The sequence below is a fragment of the Enterococcus sp. AZ109 genome (genome assembly GCF_051714625.1).
GTDB lineage: Bacteria > Bacillota > Bacilli > Lactobacillales > Enterococcaceae > Enterococcus_A.
Genome location: NZ_JBIOSF010000002.1, coordinates 936,931 through 960,852 on the forward strand (window position 1 = coordinate 936,931; position 23,922 = coordinate 960,852).

Genomic DNA, 23,922 nt, shown 5'->3' on the forward strand with positions numbered 1-23,922 from the left:
AAGTCTCTCTTCAGGATAATCTTGATGAGAGCTTTTTTGTCTGTATCAGCGTATATAAGTTTTTTACACTTATGAAGTTTGTTAGAGCAATTTTAATGGCGTTAAGCTTCAAAGCTGGATGAGTTTGCAAGGATTTTCTGCTTAAAGTTGTTCGATTTATTTTGTTTTAGTAAGCAAGAAATAGCAATAATTTAAAGGGATATTGCACAAACTAATCACTCAATATACCGTCAATATAGGGTTTTACTGTTAGGAATAGCAAGAATTCACAAGTGAGTAAAAAAACTTGAGCAAATAATTTGCAAAACGCACCAAACAGTGGGTTTGAAGATAAACGAATGACAAAAATCACGAAGATAAGATAGTCAAACCATCATATAATCAATCTGTAAACGTTAACAAAAACAGTTTGCCAAATTAGGCAGACGAAAACTGGAGGTAAAAAATGGGTATTAAAATGACAGTGGGTCAAGCAGTCGTAAAATTTCTAAACAATCAATACATTCAGTTTGATGGTGAAGAAGCTCCCTTCGTTGACGGGATATTTACTATACTAGGACATGGAAATGTAGTCGGTTTAGGACAAGCTTTAGACGAAGACCCAGGAAGACTAAGAGTTTTTCAAGGAAGAAATGAACAAGGTATGGCACATGCAGCAATTAGCTATGCGAAACAGAATAATCGCAGAAGAATCATCGCCTGTACCTCTTCGGTAGGTCCAGGAGCAGCTAACTTTGTAACAGCAGCAGGGACAGCATCTGTGAATAACGTTCCGCTACTATTATTTCCATCTGACACTTTTGCGACACGTCAGCCAGACCCAGTTTTGCAACAAGTAGAACAATCTTATGACTTGAGTATTACGACCAATGATGCCTTTAAACCAGTTGCTCGCTATTGGGATCGGGTGGCTCGTCCAGAGCAATTGATGTCCGCCTTAATTAACGGGATGAGAACATTAACTGATACAGCTAATACTGGAGCAGTGGTGATTTGTTTGCCACAAGATGTACAAGGAGAAAGCTATGAATTTCCTGAGTATTTCTTTGAAAAACGCGTGCACATTATTCCGCGGAGGGAAGCGGATAAAACAGAAATCCAGCAGGCTGTTGCTTGTCTATCAAAAGCCAAACGACCATTGATCGTTAGTGGTGGCGGTGTTCGTTACTCAGAAGCTGGAGAGTACTTACAAGAAATGTGTGAAAAATACCATATCCCTTATGCTGAAACTCAGGCAGGTAAAAGTGCGACAAAATACTCAAGTCCTATGAACATGGGCGGTATGGGTGTTTCGGGTTCTCTGGCTGCCAATACAATTGCTGAAAAAGCCGATGTTGTGTTAGCCGTTGGTTCGCGCTTAAACGATTTCGTTACTGGATCAAAAGAAATTTTTAGAAATCAAGCGGTTCAGTTCATCACAATTAATACGTCAGAATTTGATTCTGAAAAACTAGACGCACTACGGATAGTCGGTGATGCCAAAGCGAATCTGAAAGTTTTAGATGAAGAATTAAATCGTTTAAATTATCAACCTTCATATGAAGAAGGAGAGTTAGCAGCAATTAAAGCTGAATGGGAAGTAGAACGACAAGCGTTATGCGGCGTTCAATATACTGGCAAAGACTTTGTCCCGGTTGTCCCTAGTTGGACTGAAAAAATTATGGATGATTTCTTAGAACAAATTGGTGGAACAATCACCGAATCCAATGGAGTTGGTATCATCCGAGAAGCAATTGATGACGATGCAATTGTTGTTGCGGCGGCTGGATCATTACCTGGAGATTTAGGCAGATTATGGACTACGGAAGCGAAAGACAGCTATAACATGGAATATGGCTATTCTTGTATGGGTTATGAAATTGCGGCAGCCCTAGGGTCAAAATTAGCTGAACCAGATAAGGAAGTCTATGCTCTTTTAGGTGATGGCTCTTTCCTAATGTTGAATTCAGAGATTACAACAGCTATTCAAGAAAATGCCAAGATTAACGTAGTGGTCTTTGATAATGCTGCTTTTGGTTGCATCAATAATCTTCAAATGGGCAACGGAGTCGGATCGATGGCAACAGAAATGCGTTACCGCAATGAAACTACTGGGAAAACCGATGGCGATTATATCTATATTGATTTTGCTAAAGTTGGTGAAGGTTACGGCATGAAGACTTACACCGCTAAGACACCACAAGAATTAGAGGAAGCTTTACAGGATGCCAAAAAACAAACGCAATCAGTCCTCATTGATGCGAAGGTTCTGCCAAAAACGATGGCTGAAGGGTACAAAGCTTGGTGGCATGTTGGTGTCGCTTCTACTAGCAAGTCTGAAGCAGTTCAAAAGGCTTATGAAATGAAGGAAGAGAGGTTGAAAAACGCTCGTGAATACTGATTTGTCTTATAAAGAAAAGAAAAACGACGAAGAGGTAAAAAAAGCTTCTGCTGTATCGAGTAAAAGTATTCAATTAATCTACTATATCATCGCAGCAGGAGGCCTTATCTTTGGTTATTCAACAGCCATCATGTCAGGTGCCCGTGAATTGATTGGTACGGATTTAAATTTGACACTTTCGCAAGAGGGAATGCTAGTAAGTTCCCTCTTGCTGGGAGCAGTGTTAGGTTCACTAGTTTGTACCCCTTTAGCTGAACAGCTCGGTCGAAAAAAAGTCTTATTAATTAACGCAATCGTTGCCCTCCTTGGTACCGTTGTGACCGGTATCACCAGCAGCTATCTGCTATTCGTCTTTTTTAGGCTATTGCTGGGAATAAGTATTGGCGGTTTTTCAGGGCTGGTACCTATGTATCTTTCAGAACTTGCTCCAAGCGAGAAAAGAGGACAGATTACCTCCATTAACTCCGTATTGAACGTCGGCGGGATGTTCGTTGCTTATATTGTCAATTATGTATTTTTTAAAGCCAGTGATTGGCGCGTCATGCTTTTGCTAGGGGTCTTACCTGCAATAGCAATTATCCTTTGGTATCGTAAATTACCAGAAAGTCCGAAGTGGTTGATTGAAAAAAGACGCTTTGATGAAGCACAGCAAGTTGCTCAACTCGTCTATGGAGCAAAAAGCGAATTAGCTACTGAACCTGTTACAAATGCAATAGATGAGGAGTTGGAGAAGACTCCTGAGAAAAAATTCCAGCGTTGGATGCTTCGACCAGTGGTTCTTTCAGTCTTTCTTGCCTTGGTTCAACAGCTATGCGGGGCCAATTCGATTTTATACTTTGCACCAACCATTTTAGCAAGGGTTGGTTTTGGAGAATCAACGGCGATGCTAAGCACGATTTTTATTGGAGCGGTTTTCTTCATATTCATCTTCGTCAGTCAACGGTTGATTGACAAAGTTGGAAGAAAATTATTGCTGCTAGTCGGGAATGTTGGTATGGCAGTATCAATTATATTACTCGGCTGGTTTAGCGGAATCAATGATTTTCCAGCACTTGTTCTCTTAGGCCTAGTCATTATTTTCATTATGTTTTATTCCGTTAGTTGGTGTGGAGTTGTCTGGGCAATACTAGGGGAGATTATCCCTACTCAGATAAAAGGCTTTGCTATGGGATTTTCGACTGCCTGTCTTTTTGGTAGTCAAGCGATACTGTCTTGGATATTTCCAACACTAATCGCTCAATATAGTATACAAGTGGTATTCTACTGCTTCGGAATCATTAATGTAATCGCTTTTCTGGTTGTTCTATTTTATCTAGCAGAAACTAAGGGAAAAACGCTGGATGAAATTGAGTTTTATTATAAGAGTTTAAAAAACAAAGAAACCGAAGAATAAAAAGGAGGATATTATGATCAAAAGAAGTAACGTAAAAATTGGCGTGGCCCCAATCGCTTGGGTAGAAGATGACATGCCAGAATATGGGAAGGAAACAACCTTTCTACAAACCATCAGCGAAATCGCGCTACTTGGTTTTGAAGGAAGTGAGATCGGCTGTCTTTTTCCTAGAGACACCAATATATTAAATGCCGAGATGAAGCGCAGAGGTTTAGAATCAATTACTGCTTGGATCAGCATTTATTTGCTAGAGCGTCCGTTTTGGATGGATGTTCGCGACTTTACCGATCATGTGCTGTTTCTAAAAAATGCTGGTGCAAAAGTGATTAATGTTTCTGATCAAAGCTTTAGTATCCAACATCGCGCACATACTTTTTATCAGGACAAACCTGTTTTAACACAGGAGCAGTGGACGGAGTTTGCTGACAAGTTGAATCAATTAGGGCAAATTGCGAAGGATCACGGATTAGAAATCGTCTACCATCCACATATGACCACAACTGTTCAGACCGCAGCGGAAATTGATAAAATGCTGGAACTAACGAATCCTGATTTGATTAGCATCATTTTTGATGCAGGTCATTTGACTTTCTCAGGAGATGATCCCGTTAAGGTCTTAGAAAAACATTTCGACCGCATCAAACATATTCATTTAAAGGATGTTCGGGCGGATGCCTTGAAACGCTGTGAAGAAAAGAAATTAAGTTTTTTAGAATCAATTTTGGAAGGTGTCTTCACGGTACCAGGTGACGGGTGCGTCGATTTCCCAAAAATATTTGATATTTTAGCGGAAAAAGAATACAAAGGCTGGCTAGTAGTAGAGGCAGAACAAAATCCTTATGAATACAATCCATTCGATTATTCCAAGATGGGCTTGGAATATCTGATGAACTATGTTGATTAATAAAAAAATTGGAGGAAAATTATTATGGCGAAAAAAGTAAAAATTGGACAAATTGGTTTAGGTAGATTGGGTTACGATCATGCAAAAAATACTGCTTTTCTAGTTCCGGGAGCAGAACTAGTCGCAGTCTGTGACATGGATGAAGCACTAGTGAAAAAAGCACAAGAAGAGCTGGATGTTCCTTACGGTTACACCAGTTACGAAGAAATGTTGAAAAACCCTGAAATTGAAGCAGTAACTGTTATCTCATCAACCGACCTACATCCTGATCATGTAAAGCTGGCGCTAGAAGCAGGTAAGCATGTGTTTACTGAAAAACCTCTAGGTGGCTCAGTAGAAAAATGTAAAATGGCTGAAAAAGCAGTCGAAGCACATCCAGAATTAAAATTTATGATCGGATTTATGCGTCGCTATGATCATTCTTACCAATTGGCAAAGAAAAAAATTGAAAATGGTGATATCGGCCGCATTATCATGGTTCGTTCTTACAGTCAAGACCCGATTTGGAACATCGAAGGGGCAATAGAGTACGGTCCAAAGAGTGGTGGTCAATTTATCGACATGTCTGTACATGATATTGATTTAATTCGTTGGTTTACTGGGGGTGTTCCTGCTAAAAGTCTCTGGGCAATCGGTGGATGCTTCGAATTCCAAGAGTACAAAAATTGGAATGATGGAGATAATGTCAGTGCTCTAATGCAATTAGAAGATGACACAATGGCATTTATGTTCGCTGGGCGGGCAGCCGCACATGGAACCAATGTTGAAACAGAAATTATTGGCACACGAGGCACGTTACGAATTGGTTCGGTAGGTACTGACAGTATGCTGGAGGTCTTAGGTTCTAATGGCGTTTGTCGCGAATGTTACACAGATTTCCAGATTCGCTGGAGAGATGCCTATGTGAATGAAATTAATGAGTTTGTTGACTGTGTCTTAACAGATCGTCAACCAGGAACCACTGTTTATGACGGAACAAAATCTCTTGAATTGGCTCTTCAATTGAGAGAATCTTTTGAAACTGGCAAGATGATTACTCTGTAATTCAGGTTGACAGTTTCAAAAAAATGAATGCAGTTTAAAACAGACAGGTGGAAATGACTCATGGAAATCAGACCAATTATTCAAAACAATGTTTGCCGGAACGTTAATCCTTACGGTTGTCAAAAAGAAGTCTTGAAGCAGATCAGCTTAGTAAAGGAACGCGGCTATTATAAAGGGCCGAAAAAGGTCTTGATCTTGGGTGCTTCCTCTAGCTATGGTTTAGCAACTAGAATTTCAACAGCTTTTGGCTCTAATGCAGATACTATCGGTGTTTCTTTTGAGCGAGGACCTGAAAGTTTCGAAAAAATGGGAACAGCCGGCTGGTATAACAATATCTTTTTTAAACAGGAAGCCGAGAAAGATAATTTAATTGCGAAAAACTTCATCGGAGATGCTTTTAGTAACCAGATGAAAGAAGAGGTGATTCGCTATATTAAAGAAGAATTCGGTGGGAAAATTGATTTATTGGTTTACTCGCTGGCTGCTCCTAAAAGAGTGGATGAAGCAAGTGGGAAAACCTATGTTTCAAAATTGAAGCCAGTCGGACAAAGTGTTCGCGGTGAAAACATTGATTTAGAAAATGAAACGATTTTTTTACAAGAAGTGGAACCTGCGACTGAGGAAGAAATCGAAGGAACCATCAAAGTAATGGGTGGCGAAGATTGGGAATCGTGGGTGGAAGTATTATTAGAAAACCAATGCTTAACAAACGATTTCCAAACAGTTTTATATTCCTATATCGGACCTGAATGTACGCATGCCTTTTACCACAAAGGATCACTTGGTTTAGCTAAAAAGGATACCGAACGGGCTAAAAATCATATTAATGAACTACTTAGCCAGCAGACAAATGGTCGAGCTTTGATCTCTGTTTCTAAAGTTGTGACGACAAAAGCAAGTGCCGTTATTCCTATCTTACCAATGTACTGCATTGCACTTTACAAAGTGATGATGGAAAAAGGGACACATGAAACTTCGATCATGCACAAAGACCGACTGCTGAGAGACATGATGTATGGGGATAAACCTGAATATGATGAGTTAGGCAGATTACGGCCAGATAGTTGGGAATTAGATCCAGAAACTCAAGACGAAGTGAACGAGCTGATGAAGCAAATCAATCAAAGCAATTTCCAAACGGACTTAACAGGCTACCAGTTATTACGTAAAGAGTTTTTAGCACTGAACGGATTTGATGAAACAGAATCGGTTGATCTGACCGAGGATGACTTAACACAGTTAAAATTTATGGCCTATTAAGTATTTATGAGTAGTCTAACTAGAAAATTGAGGGATAGGGAGTAACTAGTATGAAAAAGTTTTTTTCGCAAAATAACAAACGTAACGAATTTTATACGAATATTCCCCAGTTGTACTATGCTAGCGTAGTAGAAGATGAGGATAGCATCCATCCTCGTTTTCTACATTCTCATGATGATCTAGTCGAAATAATTTTCATTGTAAATGGTCAGGTTAAGTATTTAATTGAAGACACTGAATACGACATCAAAAAAGGCGATCTTATTGTTATTAATAGCAACGTACTTCACGATGAAACGATTGTTCGTGATAGTGGCTTCAAAAGTTATTGCTTAGCTTTAAAAGGGGTCAACCTTTCCTCTAATCAACCGAATACCTTATTACCAAAAGGTGCTTCTCCTGTCATCAGTACGCATGAAAGCTTTTTTGAAATAAAAGAACTGTTTGAGATGTTGATGTCTCACGTACAAGAGGCTACTCCGTCTTCGAATTTAATTGCTAAAGGAATCTGCCATACCATTGTTACGTTAATATTTTACGGCTTAATTGAAAATGAACAGCAACAGCAATGCGAACAACGGGACAAGAAAAAAGAGGACATTGTTACTAAGGTTAAGCAGTTTATTGATACGAATTTTACTGAAGATTTGACGTTGGCAGAGATTGCTGAATCTGTTCATTCCAGTCAATACTATATCGCCCATTTATTTAAAGATGAGCTGGGGATCTCACCTGGCCAATATATTATTCGAAGAAGAATCGGAGAGGCACAAACACTGTTGTTAACAACGGATAAAAATATATCCTACATCGCATCTAGTGTGGGTTATGATAGTATCCATCAGTTCAATACGTTATTCAAACGCAAAGTAGGCTTATCTCCTAGTGCTTACCGGAAAGAATACTTTGGTTAGAGTAGTCTAGACACATATACGACAGACAAGATAAACGGTATGATAAAAAGATAGATAAAACTAAAATAAAGAGGTGGTCCAATGTTATTAGGTTTTAACGAAGCAACATGTATGAATAATTCAACACTTGAAAATGATTTGGCGTTGTGCGAAAAATACAACTACGATTACATTGAAATTCGTTTAGACATGTTGGCAGACTATTTGCAAACACATAGCCTTCAAGATTTGAAAGAATTCTTTGAGAAAAGTCACTTGAAGCCATTTGGATTTAATTCGATTGAAGACATCAATTTCTGTACGCCAATCGAATGGAAAAATCGTCTGGATTTAATCAAGTTTGCGTGTGAAGCATCAGAAGTAATTGGTGCAAAGACATTAGTAGTGGTGCCAACAATGGGTGCAGAAATGAAGAATAAGTCGAAGTCAGAGATATTTGACGACAGTGTAAAAGTTTTGAGAACATTGTCAGATTTTGTTGAGCCCTACGGTATGAGACTTGCGTTTGAACCTATTGGTGACAAACGTTGGGCAGTTGGGAGTCTGCAAGAAGCTTTGGACATCGTTGAGGCGGTAGACCGAGAAAACGTTGGGTTAGCATTAGATTCCTTCAACCTGTATCTTCATAATAAACTGAAAGATATTGATACGATTGACAAGCTGCCTTTAGAAAAAATTTTCCTATACCATATTGACGATTGCGAAGATTTGCCTTTAGGAATTGTCGATCATTACCATCGTCTGTTCCCAGGAGATGGCGTAATTCCGGTGGCAGAATTAAGCAAAAAATTGAAAGCAAAGGGTTATGAAGGTATTTGCTCACTGGAGTTATTCAATCCGGCTTATTATGCGATGAAAGCTGACGATGTTGTTCGAATCGGTGCCGAAAAATCGCAACCTTATTTATAATTTATTAAAGGATACAAACTCAAAAGAGTATAAATGAAACCTATTATGAGGAGTGACTATTTTGACAAAAGTAAATTTAGCAGTAATTGGAACTGGAAGAATCGGGAGAATGCACATTGACAACATCACGGGATTGCGAGAAATTTATCAAATTGGCGCAATTTCAGATTTATTTGATCCAAAATTAGCAGACCTTGCAAAGGAATATAACATTCCCTTTAGCTCTTCTTCTTATCAAGAAGCGATTGATCAACCTGGTATTGATGCAGTGGTAATTGCATCGTCTACAGATACTCATGAAGAAATTATCGAATATGCTGCAAAAAAAGGAAAAGCAATCTTCTGCGAAAAACCAATTGCTACTGATATTGACGGAATTAAGCGTGTGTTGAAATTGGTTGAGGAATGTAAAGTGAAATTGCAAGTAGGATTTAATCGCCGTTTTGATCACAACTTCCATAAAATTTATGAAACAGTAAAAAGTGGTGCAATTGGTGATCCGCAAATTATTAAAGTGACATCTCGTGACCCTAAGCCGCCAACCATTGACTATGTAAAAGTTTCTGGCGGATTATTCCAAGATATGATGATTCATGACTTCGATATTGTCCGTTTCCTTTCAATGAGCGAAGTTGTTGAGGTTCATGCCACAGGTGCTGTCCTAATTGATCCTGAAATTGGTAAAGAAGGAGACATTGATACCGCAATCGTCACTTTGAAATTTGCTAATGGCGCACTTGGCGTGATTGATAATAGCCGTCAAGCTGTCTATGGTTACGATCAACGAGCAGAGGTTTTCGGATCTAAAGGACAAGTATTTTCAACAAATGACCAACTAAGTAACATTCATATTGATGTGGAAGAAGGAAGCAAAGGGTCCAAAATCCCGTATTTCTTCACCGAACGTTATTCTCAAGCGTACATTGATGAATTTAAAGAATTCTATGAAGTGGTGAAAAATAATAAAGAACCTTTAGTAACCGGTATTGACGGATTACGTTCTGTTGAAATCGCTCAAGCATGTTTAAAATCATTAAAAGAGCAAAAATCAGTTAAATTATAATTTAACTAGCATCACTTTAAAATTTTATTTATATTAAATGTGTATGCGTCGATACAATATTCGCTTAAACGACATGAACAGTCAACATTTCTGGTAGATAATATCGGTCAGTGTTGGCTGTTCTTTTTTCAATAAATTGATACTCTTTTTGGGGTAACTAGTGTTATTACTGATAAAAAGAGGAAGTAGTCGGTTTAAGTACTTGAAGGGTTAAAAAAGGATTGACAGTAAAGAAAGGACCCACTACATTAAAAGGAGGATTAATTTATAATGAATATAATCAAGATTGGGAGTTGTGATTGGGCTTTGCCGGGTGCTGGTTTGTACGCAACACAAATTGCTGCAAAGGTGGGACTAGAAGCATTATCATTAAAAATAGGTCTTTATGAGAACGATTACCCATTGACTCAGCCAGAGATGCAAAAGATTTATCTTAGCGAACAACAAAAATATGGCATCGATTACTGTGCGATAGCGTTAAATGATTTTGATAATATTCCAATGCACGCACGTAAAGGGACGAAGGATTATGAGATTGTTTGGGATTTACTTAAACGATCTGTGGCAACAGCTAAAACGTTAGGTGTCCAAATTATTCAAGTACCCGGTTTTGCGGCTAGCGAAGTGAAAAGTCATGAAGACTTAGAGCACAGTGCGAGAGCTCTGCAATATTTATGTGATGCTGCTGGTGAAAATGGAATCTCGGTAGCTAGTGAGAACCTAATGACACCAAAACAGTTTTATGAGCTGAAAGAACTGGTCAACCGTGAGAATTTTTCCCTTTACTTTGACAGTCAGAATTATCAACTTTTCCGAGGCTATAACGAAATTGATATTCTAGAAGGTCTATATCCAGCAATGTGCAATCAGATTCATGTCAAAGATGGGAGTGGTGCAATGAGCGGTGGTCTATTGGGAACGGGCGATTCTAATTTTCAAGAAACAATCGACTGGCTGAAAAAAAGTAATTTTAGTGGCTATATTCTCTTAGAAAACTACTACGATCAACTGCCGTTACGTACGCAAGCAGCGAGTCCTTATGAATTGTTAAAAGAAGACATACGAATTTTGAAGGAGTCACTAAATAAGTAGTCAGCGAAGCATTCTTTGCGGGTCTTTTTTTGGGAAGCTTTACTGTTCGTCAGGGGTAGAGAATTTATTGTCTGGCTATTTCTTGCCCTTGAGAAAACGCATTTTTACTAATTTTTCGATTTTCTATCACCACGTTGTAATTGTTTCCGGAATAATAACACCACAGTATAAGCCAAATACAATCCAATACTTCCAATTAGAACAAATTGACTACAGGTAATACTAATATTAGATAGGAGAAAATGATGAAACAATATTTTGCAGATACTCTAACTGGTGGTAATCAGAAACCAGTTTTATTTTATGCAAGTCATGTACCAAAGGAAGACAATAAGTATCCAAGAATTATGCATAAGCACTTAGATTTTCTGGAGTTATTGCTTATCACCGGTGGCGAAGGCAAATATTTTATCGACAATCGACAGTACAAAATAAAAAAGGGAGATTTAATTGTTTTAAACAGCGGAGTAATTCACGATGAACGGATTAATGAAGAAGTTTCTCTCTATTGTTGTGCAGTTAAAAATATCAAATACATAGATCAACCAGAAAACTGTTTGCCACTATTGATGGATAATCCCATTATCAATGCGGAACGGTATTTTGATGAGCTATCTTCCTTATTCAAAATGATTTTTGAATTTTTAGCGGTGGGAGATAAAAATGGACAATTCATCGCTCAGAAAATGACGGAAGCTCTGTGTTCATTGATTCATTATCGTCTGTTAAAACAAACAATAAATGCTACTGAAGAGCTGTCAGTTGAGATGCAAAACGATAGTGAGATGATCAAAAGAGTGAAAGATTATATTGATGAGCAGTTTAGAAGCGAAGTGACCTTACAGTTGCTAGCAGAAAAATTTAATATCAGTTCGTATTATTTGGCACATCTTTTTAAGGATAAATTAGGCTATTCGCCAGGTCAATATGTTCTAAGAAGACGGATCGGCGAAGCTCAAACCTTGTTGTTAACAACTGATATGAAGATTATCGAAATTGCCTCAGAAGTTGGTTACGATAGTGTTAGTAATTTTAATTCCGTTTTTAAAAACAAAGTGGGAATGACCCCTACTGAGTATCGTCATAAGTACTTGAGTTATTCGAATAAATAATCAACTAGCAGAATATTAAATATAGTCTTGTTTAGACGGAATAATCACAAAAAAGGAGTAGAGAAATCTGCTCCTTTTTTGTGGACTCTTTCACTGGGGAAATGAAGGATCAATTTTCATTAGTGAGAATAGTTGTTGGACAAAGAATTTTTTTTAAATTGTCTAGAGAACGCTAGTCTTTCAACGCTAACTCATTCATCACTTGCATATTGTTATTCTGCGAAGTAAATTTGAAGATTATTTGTAAATATCATTAAAGAAAACCGAAAAATTGCTGAAAAATGCAATTTGCTAAGTCTTCTTACTGTAAGTAGAGCAAATCGGTGTCTTATAATGAAAAATGGTACCAAGACAATTTGCCAAGAACAAAGAAATAACCCATCACTAACTGGCAAGAGATAGTCTGAATTACCACCTAAGAAAATTAAACAAAATAAGAATATGGGGTGATACCATGAAAAAAATAGTTCCTTACGTACTCATTCCCCTAGTGGCATTGCTTTTCATTTTGCCTAACTTACTGACCCAGGATATGATTGTAGGATCAGATGCTGTTTTTCATTTCAATCGATTTTATGATACCGCAATGCAAATTAAACATGGCAATTTTGAATATTTTTTAACTTTTTATGGGTTTCAACAGTCGGGGCGGATTGTAAATGCTCTCTATGGTCCACTATGGGCGTATTGGAATGGCTTGTTGGTCTTACTAACTGGTAGTTGGTTTCGGTATCAAGTAGTTTCTAATTTTTTAATCTATTTACTCTCAGGTAGTTCAATGTATTATCTGCTGAAGAAAGCTCGTCTGCCGCAAGGATTAGCGGTAACAGCAGCCGTCTTTTTCATGACGACCTTTTCGATTCAATATTGGATTCAGCGGCAAGGGTTTACTAGTTGGGGAACAGCTGTCTTACCACTGTGTTTGCTCCCAATACTGGACATGATAGAAAAAAGAAAAATTCCGATTATGAAGTTAGCTTTTTCAATGGCTTTGATGACACAAATTCATCTGTTTTCAAGTCTGTTACTAGCGCTAATTTATGGTTTTTATTTTGTATACGCATTTATCAAAAGTTCCGACAAAATAAAGCTGCTCAAAGATGTTAGTTTGGCTATCCTTTTGTTTCTAGGATTAACTGCTAACCTTTGGAGCTCGATGTTTTACTTGTATACGAACAATGAGATTCTAAGTCCTTTTGTGAATCAGCAAATGTCGAATTTTGCTGTAGACAGCGGTAGTGACTATTGGTTGCTTTATCCTTACGCCTTTTTGCCGTTGATGGGTGCAATGCTGGCGATTTATTTAAACAATCGCAAAAAAATGACACCATTGATCCATTTAACAGGAGGATTATCATTAGCTTTCTTGATATTATCTAGTGATCTATTACCTTGGACTAAATGGGTTCAAGAACAAGTTCCTTTTGTTTCCTTGATTCAATTCCCTTTTCGATTTTTTGCACCTTTTACTGTTCTCTTTACTTTTTTCGCTGCTCAGGTCTTTTCAACAGTTATCTGGACGAAGCGGCTAAAACAAATTATCCCTGTGCTAGTGGTTTCATTGGGTGTGTTCCAAATTTTGTACACTACTACGGATCATCTGCGAAGATGGCATACAAATTCTTACATTAATAAAGAGGGGATTCATACCTATGTCTATGGTGATGATCCGACAATTCGAGCTTCTTTTTATAGTAGTGATTTGGAAAAAAGTCTGAAACTAGTGCAAAAGGGTACACCGGATTATTTACCTGTTTATGAGGAAACCGACCGTAACAAGTACAATATGTACAAAAAAGATATTGTAGATAAAAACCCCGATTTCCAGAAAACAGTAGAGGGTTCTTCATTGATTGTTCAATGGAATCAAGCGCAAGCTGGTGAAACGCAAGTACCGATTATTGTATATGCTGGATCAGAGGTAGAAGTCAACGGAGAAAAAGCGTCACCGGCTCTTTCTGAAATTGGTACGCCGACTGTTCAAGCCAAAAGTGGACAAAATACAGTGCGTTTACGTTTCCGCGCACCGGGATATGTTACTTACAGCTTATGGGTAACCTTGTTGTGCTGGTTGATCAGTCCAGTGTTTCTTTTCATTAGAAAAATTAGACGCTAAGAAAGCATCGCCAACTTTTACGCTGGCAATGCTTTCTTTTTTCAATTTTACCTTTATGAAAGAGGTTCTCTGGTTATCGGTATTAACGGTATAGGGGGATTGTCTATCCTGCTCTTGATTCTGTTCTTTTGGTAGATAAGATTAACCGTATTTTTTTACTGAAACTCTAGTTTTTTTCTTTTTAAGGTAAAAATACTTAAATCGTCAAATATATGATAATAGATGATAAGATGTGTTTGTAAATGAATACTAGGAGGAATTAGAAGTGGAAAATACTGCGAAGAAAAGTCGTAAAGATCAGTTTATTCGAGCGTTTGAAACATTCGGACGCTCATTCTTGTTACCGGTTTCAGTTTTGCCAGCTGCTGGGATTTTAAAAGGAATAGGTTCAGCATTCACCAATGCCAGTACAGTGGAAATGCATCCGTGGATGGCTAATGAAACATTGCAATTTGTGATGGGATTTTTGGATATGTTGGGAAGTGTGGCCTTCAGTAATTTACCAATTATTTTTGCGGTGGGTGTAGCTGTTGGATTGGCTAAACAAGAAAAAGGTTCAGCTGCTTTATCGGGATTATTAGGATTCTTAGTATTACACAAGACGTTAAACTTCTTATTGGCTGCAAGTGGTCAGTTGGTTGATGCTAGTGCTGAAAATGCCAGTGAGTTAATGGCAGCAAATATGCAGACGACCATTTTGGGTATTCAGACGATGGATTTAAATGTATTTGGTGGGATTATTACCGGTATTATTGTTTATCTAGTTCATAAAAAGGCCATTCGTGTTCAAGTGCCTCAAGTATTTGGTTTCTTTAGTGGACCACGATTAGTACCAATTTTGATTATGCCAGCGATGGCTTTAGTAGCGGTAGGTTTCTTCTTCGTTTGGCCATTGGTCCAAGCAGGAATTAACATGCTGTCAGTTGCTATTTTGAAATCTGGTTTTTTTGGTACTTTTGCTTATGGTGTTATTGAACGGTTGCTTTTGCCCTTTGGTTTGCATCATGGATTGAACTGGCCGGTTCGGACAACGCCATTAGGTGGAACCTTCTTAATTAGTGGCCAAGAATTTTCAGGTACAATCAATGCTTACATGGCAGCACTTGCTGGCAAAGGTCCGATTGATCCAATGATTACTCGTTTTTCATCAGGAAAATTCATCTATAATATGTTTGGTTTGCCAGGTGCAGCTTTAGCAATGTATGTAACGGCTAAACCAGAAAATAAAAAGACGGTAGGATCTTTGCTGCTTGCAGCGGGGTTAACTTCATTCTTGACAGGTATTACTGAACCATTAGAATTCACGTTCTTATTTATCGCTCCTGCTCTATATGGGGTCCATGCTATTTTAGCAGGAACAACCATGCTGGTAGCGAACTTAGCTGGTGCAGCTTTCCTTACACCAACGGGGCATGGCTTGATTAACTTTATTATTTACGGCGTTATGCAAGGCATGCGGACGAAATGGTATTTGCTGCCGATTATTGGTGTATTTTGCTTCGCTATGTACTTTGTAGTCTTTACCTTCGTTATTAAGAAATTTGATTTTAAAACACCCGGTCGTGAGGATGATCCAACAACGATTACCTTGCATGGGAAAGACGAAACTCGTAAGAAAATGGGTGTGAAAACACTTAAAGACATTGAAAAAGAACGACAAGCCGGAGCTGCTGATGGGGCAAACTTGAGCCTGCATGATCAAGCAATTGCGCTGATTGATGCTCACGGCGGATCAGAAAATATCGATAACGTAGATGCATGTATTACCCGACTTAGAATTAATGTTAAGGATGATTCAGTTGTTGACAGTGAACGCATTAAAACCGACTTGAATGCGATGGGGTTCAATAAATCTGGGATGCAGATGCAATCAATCTACGGTGGTCGTGCAAATCAGCTGAAAGTTGAAATTCAAGATATTCTCGGATTGGCGGAATAAGTAATGACTAAGGAAAAAATGATTATAACCGATTTAGATGGAACATTTGTCAAGGATTCACGAAAAGTCACCTCCATTGATCAACAGTCGTTGCGTGAATTAAAGGAAACGATGCAGATAGGGATTGCGACAGGTCGTTCAATCAAAGAAATTGAATTTATCGAGGAGCAGACCGGAATCAAAGCCGATGTGCGGATTGGCTTCAATGGTGCTGTGGTTGAAGTAGATGGCGAACGTATTTTTGAACAAACGATTTCCAAAGACTCATTAGAACCAATTCTAGCTTATATTCAGGAAAAGGCTTTGGTATTTGATGCTTTAGATGGTGATCAACGGATTGGCACACACAAATCTGATGATATTGAGAAGTTATGGAATATGCAATTAGTTGAACCTGAAGGATTGTTTGAATTGTTGAAGCAAAAGAAGATTTTTAAGATCAATATTCGACCAGATCCTGATAAAAGTGATCTGCTTTTAAAAGAGCTGGCAGATCAGTTTCCTGATTTAGCTATTTGTAAAAGTGGCGAGAAACGAATCGAAATCACTCCCAAAAATATTACCAAAGGACATGCCTTGGAGCTGGTTCGACAACACAAAGATTTACAGATTGTTTCTGTAGGGGATTCAGAAAATGACATTAGCATGTTCCAAACATCTAACTATTCATTTTGCATGGCTCATGCTTCTTCTCAAGTGCAGCAGTATGCCAGTGCGGTAATCGATAATTTTTATGAAGTAAAAAAACTAATTGCATGAACGGAGGAACAAACAGTGTTATTTGGAAAGAAAAAATTAATTTTTTCACCTGTCAATGGTCGGTTTATTCCGATTGAACAGGTAGCTGATCCCGTCTTTGCTCAAGGGATGATGGGAGATGGCGTAGCAGTTATCCCTAATGAAAATACGATCGTTAGCCCGGTGGAAGGGACGATAACCATGTTGTCTGAGCAAAAACACGGCATTGGTATCACGATGGATGGCGGAACAGAATTACTGATTCATATGGGAATTGATACGGTAGAACTTGAAGGGAAACCTTTTGATATTAAAGTTCAGCTTGATACACACGTGAAGCCAGGAGAAGAGTTGGCAACGATGGATATCGATCGGATAAAAGCGGAAGGGAAAGATCCGGTCATTATGATTATCACGACTGGTAAATCCTTAAAGAAGAAAAAATATACGCAAGAAAAAGCCGTTGCTGCGATGGATGAATTAGCGAAAATAGAATAACTAAAACAAGGCCGTATCAATCCGAGAAGGAGAGATATGACCTTGTTTTCTTATACAGGAAGCATAAATGTTTCGCAATTTGGTTTTATTGTTCTAAAGTTGAGGGAGTTTGCGAAGCTTTTCCTATTTCATTGCTTGGGCAGTATTTTTTTGTTGGGATTCTTGCTGATCGTTGACTAGTAGAAGGGTCTCGAAAATAATTTCACTAGCTACTGACAGCATTAAACGAGAACGCATCTTCTTCCTTTGCTGTGGGCTTTGATGAATCATCAGGGCAATGTTACTAAGATTAGCCAAAGCGTTACTAGACAATGAAGTGACAGTAATTATTTTACACCCCGTCACTTTACAGGCTGTGATGACCTCAATCAGTTGTTCTTCCGAGCCGCTAAGGGAAAATACGACAATACAATCTTCATTTTTGGCAACATCCGGAATATCTCGAATGGGGAATACTTCTGAATAATCATTCGACCAAAGACCAAAATTCTTCAGCTTATGATTGAAGGAATTCACTACAGTGGCACTGGAGCCAATTCCGATACAAAAAATCCTTCGACTAGCTAAAATAGTTTTAGCAATCGTCATCAACTTTTCTTTGTCCATCATATGTAGGGTTCGATCAAAGTCTGAAGCCATTGTTTGCAACATATTTTCATAACTCTGTTCGGGAAGCGCTTGCTCTTCTTTCTGCTTAGTGGCAATTAGTGCATATTTAAACTCAGTGAAGGTGCGAAAGTTTAGTTTTTTTACGGCACGAATAATTGTCGGGGCCGAAATATGTAAGGCTTCTTCGATAATTTTTAGTTTTAAATTATCAAGATCCTGATAATCGAGTATGTAGTCGATGGCTAATTGTTCAGTACTGGATAACTCATCATAGTGTTTTTGAATTTGCGAATAAACCGCATCCATAACGTTCAACTCCATTTTTCTTGTTAATTAAAGTATAGCATACTTAATACGTTACTGAAGGAATTCAAGATTATTTCGTGCTTGAATCAACTTGCAACTTTCGCTAAAATAAAAGTGATCGTTGATAAAAGGAAGTGTATTAAGTCCGGCGCACTATGCATTACAGATAAAGTAATTTAGTGAAACGTGGAAAAGCAGTCTAGACAAATAAACTGAAAATTTCGTAAAAGAAGTCAGTTTATTTGTTGTGTCTAGAGGATGCTTTTTCATGTTTTTTTGCGTACCTAAAAACCGTCAACGATCAATCATAAAAAAAGGAGAATACACGATGAATATCAATGAACTAAATAAAAAAGTCCCGCTCTTTGCAAGAAGTGAAGAAAACATTTGGACCGATCCCTATGTTGCTAAACAACTATTGACAGCTCATTTAGATGAGCAGGCCGATGGCGCCACTAGAAATAAAGTGTTTGTTGAAAAATCGGTTGAATGGTTGACCGATCAATTTCCAGTAACTGAGTATCCAAAAATTTTAGACCTTGGCTGTGGTCCAGGCATTTATGCTGAAAAATTTTGTCGCAAAGGGTATCAAGTCACTGGCTTAGATTTTTCACAAACCAGTATTGATTACGCACAACAATCGGCAGAGCTGCAAACCTTATCTATTAACTATGTTTGTGCTGATTATCTTAAAGCAGATTGGCAAAAGGAACGTTATGATCTAATTTTTATGATTTATTGCGATCTAGGGGTTCTGTCTCATCAAGGTCAAAGGTGTATCTTGCAAAAAGCTGCCCAAGCACTAAATCCAGGCGGAAAACTAGTTTTTGATGTGTTTACGCCTGAACGTTACAAAGATTTTGTACCAACTCAAACTTGGCAAATAGAAGAAAACAGTTTTTGGAGTGTGGAGACTTGTCTTCATTTGCAGGAGAGTCGACAATACAGTCGCACCTATTTGGATGCTCATCATTTGATATATCAAGATAAACAGAAAACCTTTTACATTTGGGAGACCGTATTTACTCCGGAGGAAATGATCCAAGAATTAACGACCACAGGATTTAAAGAGATAGAAGTATATAAAAGTATTGCAGGTGATTTATGGGGAGCAGACGATGAGACTGCTTGTTTTGCTGCTACTATATAAAACTCTACGCTGCGTTGGTTGTTTTACGGCGCAACGTTTCGTATGCTTAGAAAAAGGAGTTGAGAAGGATGGATGTGAATCAAACGGGTCAATTAATTCGTAGGCTACGGAAAGAGCGGGGGTGGACGCAGCAAACTTTGGCAGAGCAATTAATGATCAGTGATCGCACGGTCTCAAAATGGGAACGAGGCCGAGGGTACCCAGATGTATCATTGGTCGCTAAGCTGTCACAGCTTTTTCAAGTAGAAACCAATCAATTGTTGGCAGGTGAATTGACTTGTCATCAAAAAAATACCGGTGATATTAGAAAAGTTATGTTTTACACATGCCCTACTTGCCAGACGATTAATTTTTCTTTCGGCAAAACTGAGATGATGTGTTGCGGGCGCAAGCTGGAGCCATTAATTCCACAAAAGGAAACGCAAGAACACTGCGGACATCTTCAGGAAGTAGAAAGCGATTGGTTCATTACGTTTCAACACGAAATGAATAAGGCTCACTATCTTTCCTTTGTTGCTTTTGTTTCAGGTGATCAAATTCAGTTGAAAAAGATGTATCCAGAAAAAGAAGCAGCTATTCGCCTACCAAAAATTTATCAAGGGAATCTCTATTTCTATTGTACAACCCACGGTCTCTTTAAAAAGGAGTAAATAATGAGTAAATTTCACGAACAACTAATGACAGAATGGCCGCGAGCAGAGTCGTTTTACTATTATTCACAGATAGCACCGACCAGTTATTCTATCACCGTCAAGCTAAACGTAACTAAACTAAAAGATTGTGTACAGCAGAGAGGACTAAAATTTTTCCCCGCATATCTCTACGCAGTAAGTCGAGTAGTTAGTCAGATCAAGGAGTTAAAAATGGCCGTGCGGGACGGAACATTAGGATATTGGGATTATTTGAATCCGGTCTACCCACAATTTCATCCGGAAGATCAGACGGTTTCTTTATTATGGACCGAGTATTCATCAAATTTAAGCGAATTTTACCAGCGCTATCTTTCTGATACAGAGGAATTCGGCCATGATCGTGGGATATTAACGAAAAAAGGTGTACCTCCAGAAAATGCTTATGTTATTTCCTGTATTCCCTGGTTTAGCTTCGACAGCTTTTCATTGCAACATCATCAGCTTAAGGATTACTACTTGCCCAGCTTTGAAGCAGGTAAATTTATTGAGCAAAACGGTGAATTGTACATGCCATTGTCGATTAATGCCCACCATGCAGCAACAGATGGATATCAGTTGAAAGTATTTTTAAAAGAATTACAGACACTGATGGATGGGGCGAATAGCTGGATGGAGTAATGTGGTTATTCTTAGACGATCTCGCAGTTTCTTATTGAGATGTTGTAGGATCATTTTGAAAAACGCTCAAAAAAGTTGTGAGACCATCACTGATCTCACAACTTTTTAAGTATATAATTTTGCGCTTTGAATCAATTCATCGCTTGGCGTGTTCGGCGAAATAACCTCCACCTGTTTACTTTCTCGCAGCTTTTCCTTGAATTTGAGAATTTCTTCGGCACCGGTACTGTCCCAGATACGCAAATTCGTCAAATCAAGAACTAGTTGTTCTTCTGAAAATTTCAAAGCATTCAGCTTACTTTTCATTTTAGTTGTTGTAGTGAAAAATAATTCACCTGAGATAGTAATTGTATGGTCATCCTTCTGCACCTTCAAAATCGAAATACCACGAACGAATAGCACTGCACCAATCAAGACACCTACTAGCACACCAATCGCTAGATTTCCAGTTGCTACAATCGAAATTGTTGTTACTAGAAAAATCAGTACATCTTTTTTCGGTGCTTCTTTGACATAACGAATGGTTGCCCAGTCAAAGGTGTTAAAAGCGACGACAGTCATAATTGCGACCAATGCCGCAATCGGGACTAATAAAAGAAACGGTCGCAACGCAAAAATTAAAATCATCATGAAAGCTCCGGCTACAACCGTTGATAAACGGCCGCGTCCTTTTGAGTCGAGATTAATAATTGTTTGTCCGATCATCGCACAACCAGCTACTCCGGCAAAAATTCCACTAATCAAGTTGGCACTTCCCTGAGCTAGCAGCTCTTGACGCTTCGGACTTTCTGTATGGGTCCGTTCATCCACGATTTCAGCGGTTAATAGACTTTCCAGCATTCCTACAAAGGCCAGAGCCAATGAAGTTGGGAAAATAATCTTCAACGTAGCTAAATTCCAGGGAATTACTGGTAAATGGAAAGCTGAAAAACGTGGCGTAATATCACCTAAATCGCCAATTGTCGAAACCGGCAGCTTGGCAAAAAAGGCTATCGATGTCAGTACGCCGATGACAATTAAACCAGCTGGAATGAAGGTAATAATTTTTGGAGCAAAAACCATTAATAAGATGCCGCCAATTACCAATCCGTACATGAAAATTGAAGCATGTTCAAAATGTTCGAACTGGGCCATGAAAATCAAAATCGCAAGTGCATCGACAAATCCCAGCATCACCGGTTTTGGGATCCAACTCATCAGCTTTTGTGCCTGAAATAGTCCCAGAAGTAGCTGAATCAAACCCGTTAAAATCGTGGCGGCAAACATATACTCTAGCCCGTAATTTTTCACTAGATGCACCATCACCAGTGCCATCGATCCTGCCGCAGCAGAAACCATTCCTGGACGTCCACCTAAAAACGAAACAATAATTGCAATAAAAAACGATGAAACCAAACCGATCATCGGGTCAATGCCCTCAATAATCGTAAATCCAATCACTTCTGGAATTAACGCAAAAGATACGACAATTCCTGCCAACACTTCCTTGATCGGATTTTCCTTCCAACTCTGTAAATACATAGTTACCCTCATTTTCTTCATATTTTTAATTTCCCTGTCTTTAGACATCAACAAACAATTATAGCGGTATTGATAGAAAAGGTCAAATTTACTTTTAATAATTTCCCTCTGTTTTGTGAAACTTTTACCGTGTTAAGATACGAAAGTAGTAGAGGCAAGATTATGTTAGAATATCGTGAGTGTTTGGCAGCGTAGTACTATTATGTATTCGATACAAAATCATTAGAAATAAATCTTATATGACTGTCAGGACTACAATAGACTTTAAAATAGCACCGTTTCACTAAGTTTTAAGTCAAATGGAGTAATTAATTCTATTGTATTATGAAAGCTAAATTCCTTGTACTTAACCTTGAATGTTATACGGATAAGGTGTTTTTCATGATATAATGACACGGTGTAAGGAGGTCGACTATGGCAAATATGAATGATGTGGCTAGTCTAGCCAAGGTTTCAAGAGGAACAGTATCCAACTATATTAATGGTGTGAAAATTAAACCAGAGTTGGCCGAAAGAATCGAACGGGCGATCAAAGAATTGGATTATGTGCCCAATCAAGCGGCTCGCTCACTAAAGAAGCAAACCAGCGATACAATTGCTTTTATTTTACCAACCATTTGGACACCTTTTTTTGCGGAATTAACTAATTATATTCAGCTAGAGCTGCAAAAACGAAATTTGAAAATGCTGTTGTGTAATTCGCAAAATAATTATAATTTAGAATTAGATTATGTAAAAATGGCGAAGGAAGAAAAGGTTCGTGGGATTATTACGATTTCCTACAGTGACATTGATCCTTATATTACGGCTAATCTCCCAATCGTTTCAATTGAGCGCTATTTTAACCAGCAGGTACCATTTGTCACAAGTGATAATTTCCAGGGCGCTCGATTGGCTGCCCAAGAGTTGCATCAAAGAGGTGCGAGAAGGCTGTTAATGATTTTACGAGAGTTGCCAAATAATCTAGGGATCTACGAGCGAATGAACGGATTTATTGATTACTGTAAACATAAAAAAATAGCGTATCACGTGTATCTGGACAAAGGCAACTCCAAAGATTTTTCTCAAAGAGTGGATCAGTATCTAAATGAAATCTATCAGGATGAATGCAGGTTTGACGGTGTTTTCACCGTAACTGATCGATATGCGGAATATGTAATGGAATCATTTAAACAGTTAAGCTGGACTATCCCTGAAGATGTTCAACTGATCGGTTTTGATGGGGCAAAGAGCTATCAAAATCAACCGCTGATTATTTCCACGATCGCCCAAGATATCCAGAAGATCGCCGAAATCAGCGTCGCGGAATTAGTGGATTTCGATAAAGATAAGGAAATACAAGCTAAACATATCCTACCAGTTCGTTTTTTGAATTTGAACACTACAAGAGATGTGAATTAAAAAATAAGGGTAAGAAGGCGTAAACACCGCGTTCTCTTGCCTTTTAGCATGTGTTAAATACCGAATTTTCTTAAAAGGTAACAGAAAAATCCATATACTTTTTGTTAAAGCTTAAAAATATAACCGAACGATTTTTGATTAAACCCATAGTCTTCATAAACTTGATGAGCAGTCGAGCGTTCAATTCGATGGCCACTATTTAAGGTCAAAGCATCCTTCATTGACACTCCAAGTTTTTATAAAATCTAGCAGTGAAGTAACAA

20 protein-coding genes are annotated in these 23,922 nt (G+C 38.3%); 18 read left to right on the forward strand and 2 right to left on the reverse strand.

Features of this window, described 5'->3' with window-relative positions; genetic code table 11:
- The first annotated feature begins 445 nt into the window (after positions 1-445).
- The 14 genes from iolD (at position 446) to IGI42_RS21225 (ending at position 17,362) form a co-directional block, all read left to right on the forward strand.
- A complete protein-coding gene (gene iolD / locus IGI42_RS21160) occupies positions 446-2,380 on the forward strand; it encodes a 3D-(3,5/4)-trihydroxycyclohexane-1,2-dione acylhydrolase (decyclizing) (RefSeq protein WP_438718028.1) in 1,935 nt (644 codons plus the stop codon).
- Complete coding sequence (locus tag IGI42_RS21165; RefSeq protein WP_438718029.1) at positions 2,370-3,773, forward strand: sugar porter family MFS transporter; 1,404 nt, start codon at positions 2,370-2,372, stop codon at positions 3,771-3,773. Before iolD ends, IGI42_RS21165 begins: the two co-directional genes overlap by 11 nt.
- Positions 3,774-3,786: 13 nt before the next feature.
- A complete protein-coding gene (iolE, locus tag IGI42_RS21170; protein WP_438718031.1) occupies positions 3,787-4,677 on the forward strand; it encodes a myo-inosose-2 dehydratase in 891 nt (296 codons plus the stop codon).
- 24 nt (positions 4,678-4,701) lie between these two features.
- On the forward strand, positions 4,702-5,721 hold the full coding sequence (locus tag IGI42_RS21175; RefSeq protein WP_438718033.1) for a Gfo/Idh/MocA family oxidoreductase: 1,020 nt from the start codon (positions 4,702-4,704) through the stop codon (positions 5,719-5,721).
- Positions 5,722-5,781: 60 nt separating this feature from the next.
- Positions 5,782-6,981 carry an enoyl-ACP reductase FabV gene (gene fabV / locus IGI42_RS21180; RefSeq protein WP_438718034.1) on the forward strand — a complete coding sequence of 400 codons (1,200 nt, stop codon included), beginning with the start codon at positions 5,782-5,784 and terminating at the stop codon, positions 6,979-6,981.
- A gap of 50 nt (positions 6,982-7,031) precedes the next feature.
- Positions 7,032-7,895, forward strand: coding sequence for an AraC family transcriptional regulator (locus IGI42_RS21185; protein ID WP_438718035.1), 864 nt, complete (start codon positions 7,032-7,034; stop codon positions 7,893-7,895).
- 81 nt (positions 7,896-7,976) lie between these two features.
- Positions 7,977-8,804: a sugar phosphate isomerase/epimerase family protein gene (locus IGI42_RS21190; protein ID WP_438718036.1), complete on the forward strand. Its 828-nt coding sequence runs from the start codon at positions 7,977-7,979 to the stop codon at positions 8,802-8,804.
- Positions 8,805-8,865: 61 nt separating this feature from the next.
- On the forward strand, positions 8,866-9,867 hold the full coding sequence (iolG, locus tag IGI42_RS21195; protein ID WP_438718037.1) for an inositol 2-dehydrogenase: 1,002 nt from the start codon (positions 8,866-8,868) through the stop codon (positions 9,865-9,867).
- 270 nt (positions 9,868-10,137) lie between these two features.
- On the forward strand, positions 10,138-10,959 hold the full coding sequence (locus IGI42_RS21200) for a sugar phosphate isomerase/epimerase family protein (RefSeq protein WP_438718038.1): 822 nt from the start codon (positions 10,138-10,140) through the stop codon (positions 10,957-10,959).
- Between the two features lie 245 nt (positions 10,960-11,204).
- Positions 11,205-12,071 carry an AraC family transcriptional regulator gene (locus IGI42_RS21205; protein ID WP_438718039.1) on the forward strand — a complete coding sequence of 289 codons (867 nt, stop codon included), beginning with the start codon at positions 11,205-11,207 and terminating at the stop codon, positions 12,069-12,071.
- 454 nt (positions 12,072-12,525) lie between these two features.
- Complete coding sequence (locus IGI42_RS21210) at positions 12,526-14,187, forward strand: hypothetical protein (RefSeq protein ID WP_438718040.1); 1,662 nt, start codon at positions 12,526-12,528, stop codon at positions 14,185-14,187.
- A 265-nt stretch (positions 14,188-14,452) separates the two neighbouring features.
- Positions 14,453-16,126, forward strand: a complete 1,674-nt coding sequence (locus tag IGI42_RS21215) for a PTS transporter subunit EIIC (RefSeq protein ID WP_438718041.1) — start codon at positions 14,453-14,455, stop codon at positions 16,124-16,126.
- 3 nt (positions 16,127-16,129) lie between these two features.
- Positions 16,130-16,885, forward strand: coding sequence for an HAD family hydrolase (locus tag IGI42_RS21220; RefSeq protein WP_438718042.1), 756 nt, complete (start codon positions 16,130-16,132; stop codon positions 16,883-16,885).
- A 15-nt stretch (positions 16,886-16,900) separates the two neighbouring features.
- Positions 16,901-17,362: a PTS sugar transporter subunit IIA gene (locus tag IGI42_RS21225; protein ID WP_438718043.1), complete on the forward strand. Its 462-nt coding sequence runs from the start codon at positions 16,901-16,903 to the stop codon at positions 17,360-17,362.
- A gap of 123 nt (positions 17,363-17,485) precedes the next feature.
- On the opposite strand, the gene IGI42_RS21230 is transcribed toward IGI42_RS21225, so the two are convergent.
- The gene (locus IGI42_RS21230) at positions 17,486-18,277 is read right to left on the reverse strand and encodes a MurR/RpiR family transcriptional regulator (RefSeq protein WP_438718044.1); all 792 of its coding nucleotides are present in this window, start codon (positions 18,275-18,277) and stop codon (positions 17,486-17,488) included.
- Positions 18,278-18,605: 328 nt separating this feature from the next.
- On the opposite strand from IGI42_RS21230, the gene IGI42_RS21235 reads away from it, so the two are divergent.
- The 3 genes from IGI42_RS21235 to IGI42_RS21245 all read left to right on the forward strand — a co-directional run bounded on the left by IGI42_RS21235 (position 18,606) and on the right by IGI42_RS21245 (position 20,737).
- Positions 18,606-19,427 (forward strand): class I SAM-dependent methyltransferase, encoded by an 822-nt coding sequence (locus tag IGI42_RS21235; protein ID WP_438718046.1) that lies wholly within the window; start codon positions 18,606-18,608, stop codon positions 19,425-19,427.
- 68 nt (positions 19,428-19,495) lie between these two features.
- A complete protein-coding gene (locus tag IGI42_RS21240) occupies positions 19,496-20,077 on the forward strand; it encodes a helix-turn-helix domain-containing protein (protein ID WP_438718047.1) in 582 nt (193 codons plus the stop codon).
- Between the two features lie 3 nt (positions 20,078-20,080).
- Entirely contained in the window at positions 20,081-20,737 is a 657-nt protein-coding gene (locus IGI42_RS21245; protein WP_438718048.1) for a CatA-like O-acetyltransferase, read from the forward strand.
- Positions 20,738-20,842: 105 nt separating this feature from the next.
- On the opposite strand, the gene IGI42_RS21250 is transcribed toward IGI42_RS21245, so the two are convergent.
- Positions 20,843-22,258 carry a SulP family inorganic anion transporter gene (locus IGI42_RS21250; RefSeq protein WP_438718049.1) on the reverse strand — a complete coding sequence of 472 codons (1,416 nt, stop codon included), beginning with the start codon at positions 22,256-22,258 and terminating at the stop codon, positions 20,843-20,845.
- 414 nt (positions 22,259-22,672) lie between these two features.
- Between IGI42_RS21250 and IGI42_RS21255 the strand changes: the two genes are divergently transcribed.
- Positions 22,673-23,659, forward strand: a complete 987-nt coding sequence (locus IGI42_RS21255) for a LacI family DNA-binding transcriptional regulator (RefSeq protein ID WP_438718050.1) — start codon at positions 22,673-22,675, stop codon at positions 23,657-23,659.
- Positions 23,660-23,922: the final 263 nt, after the last annotated feature.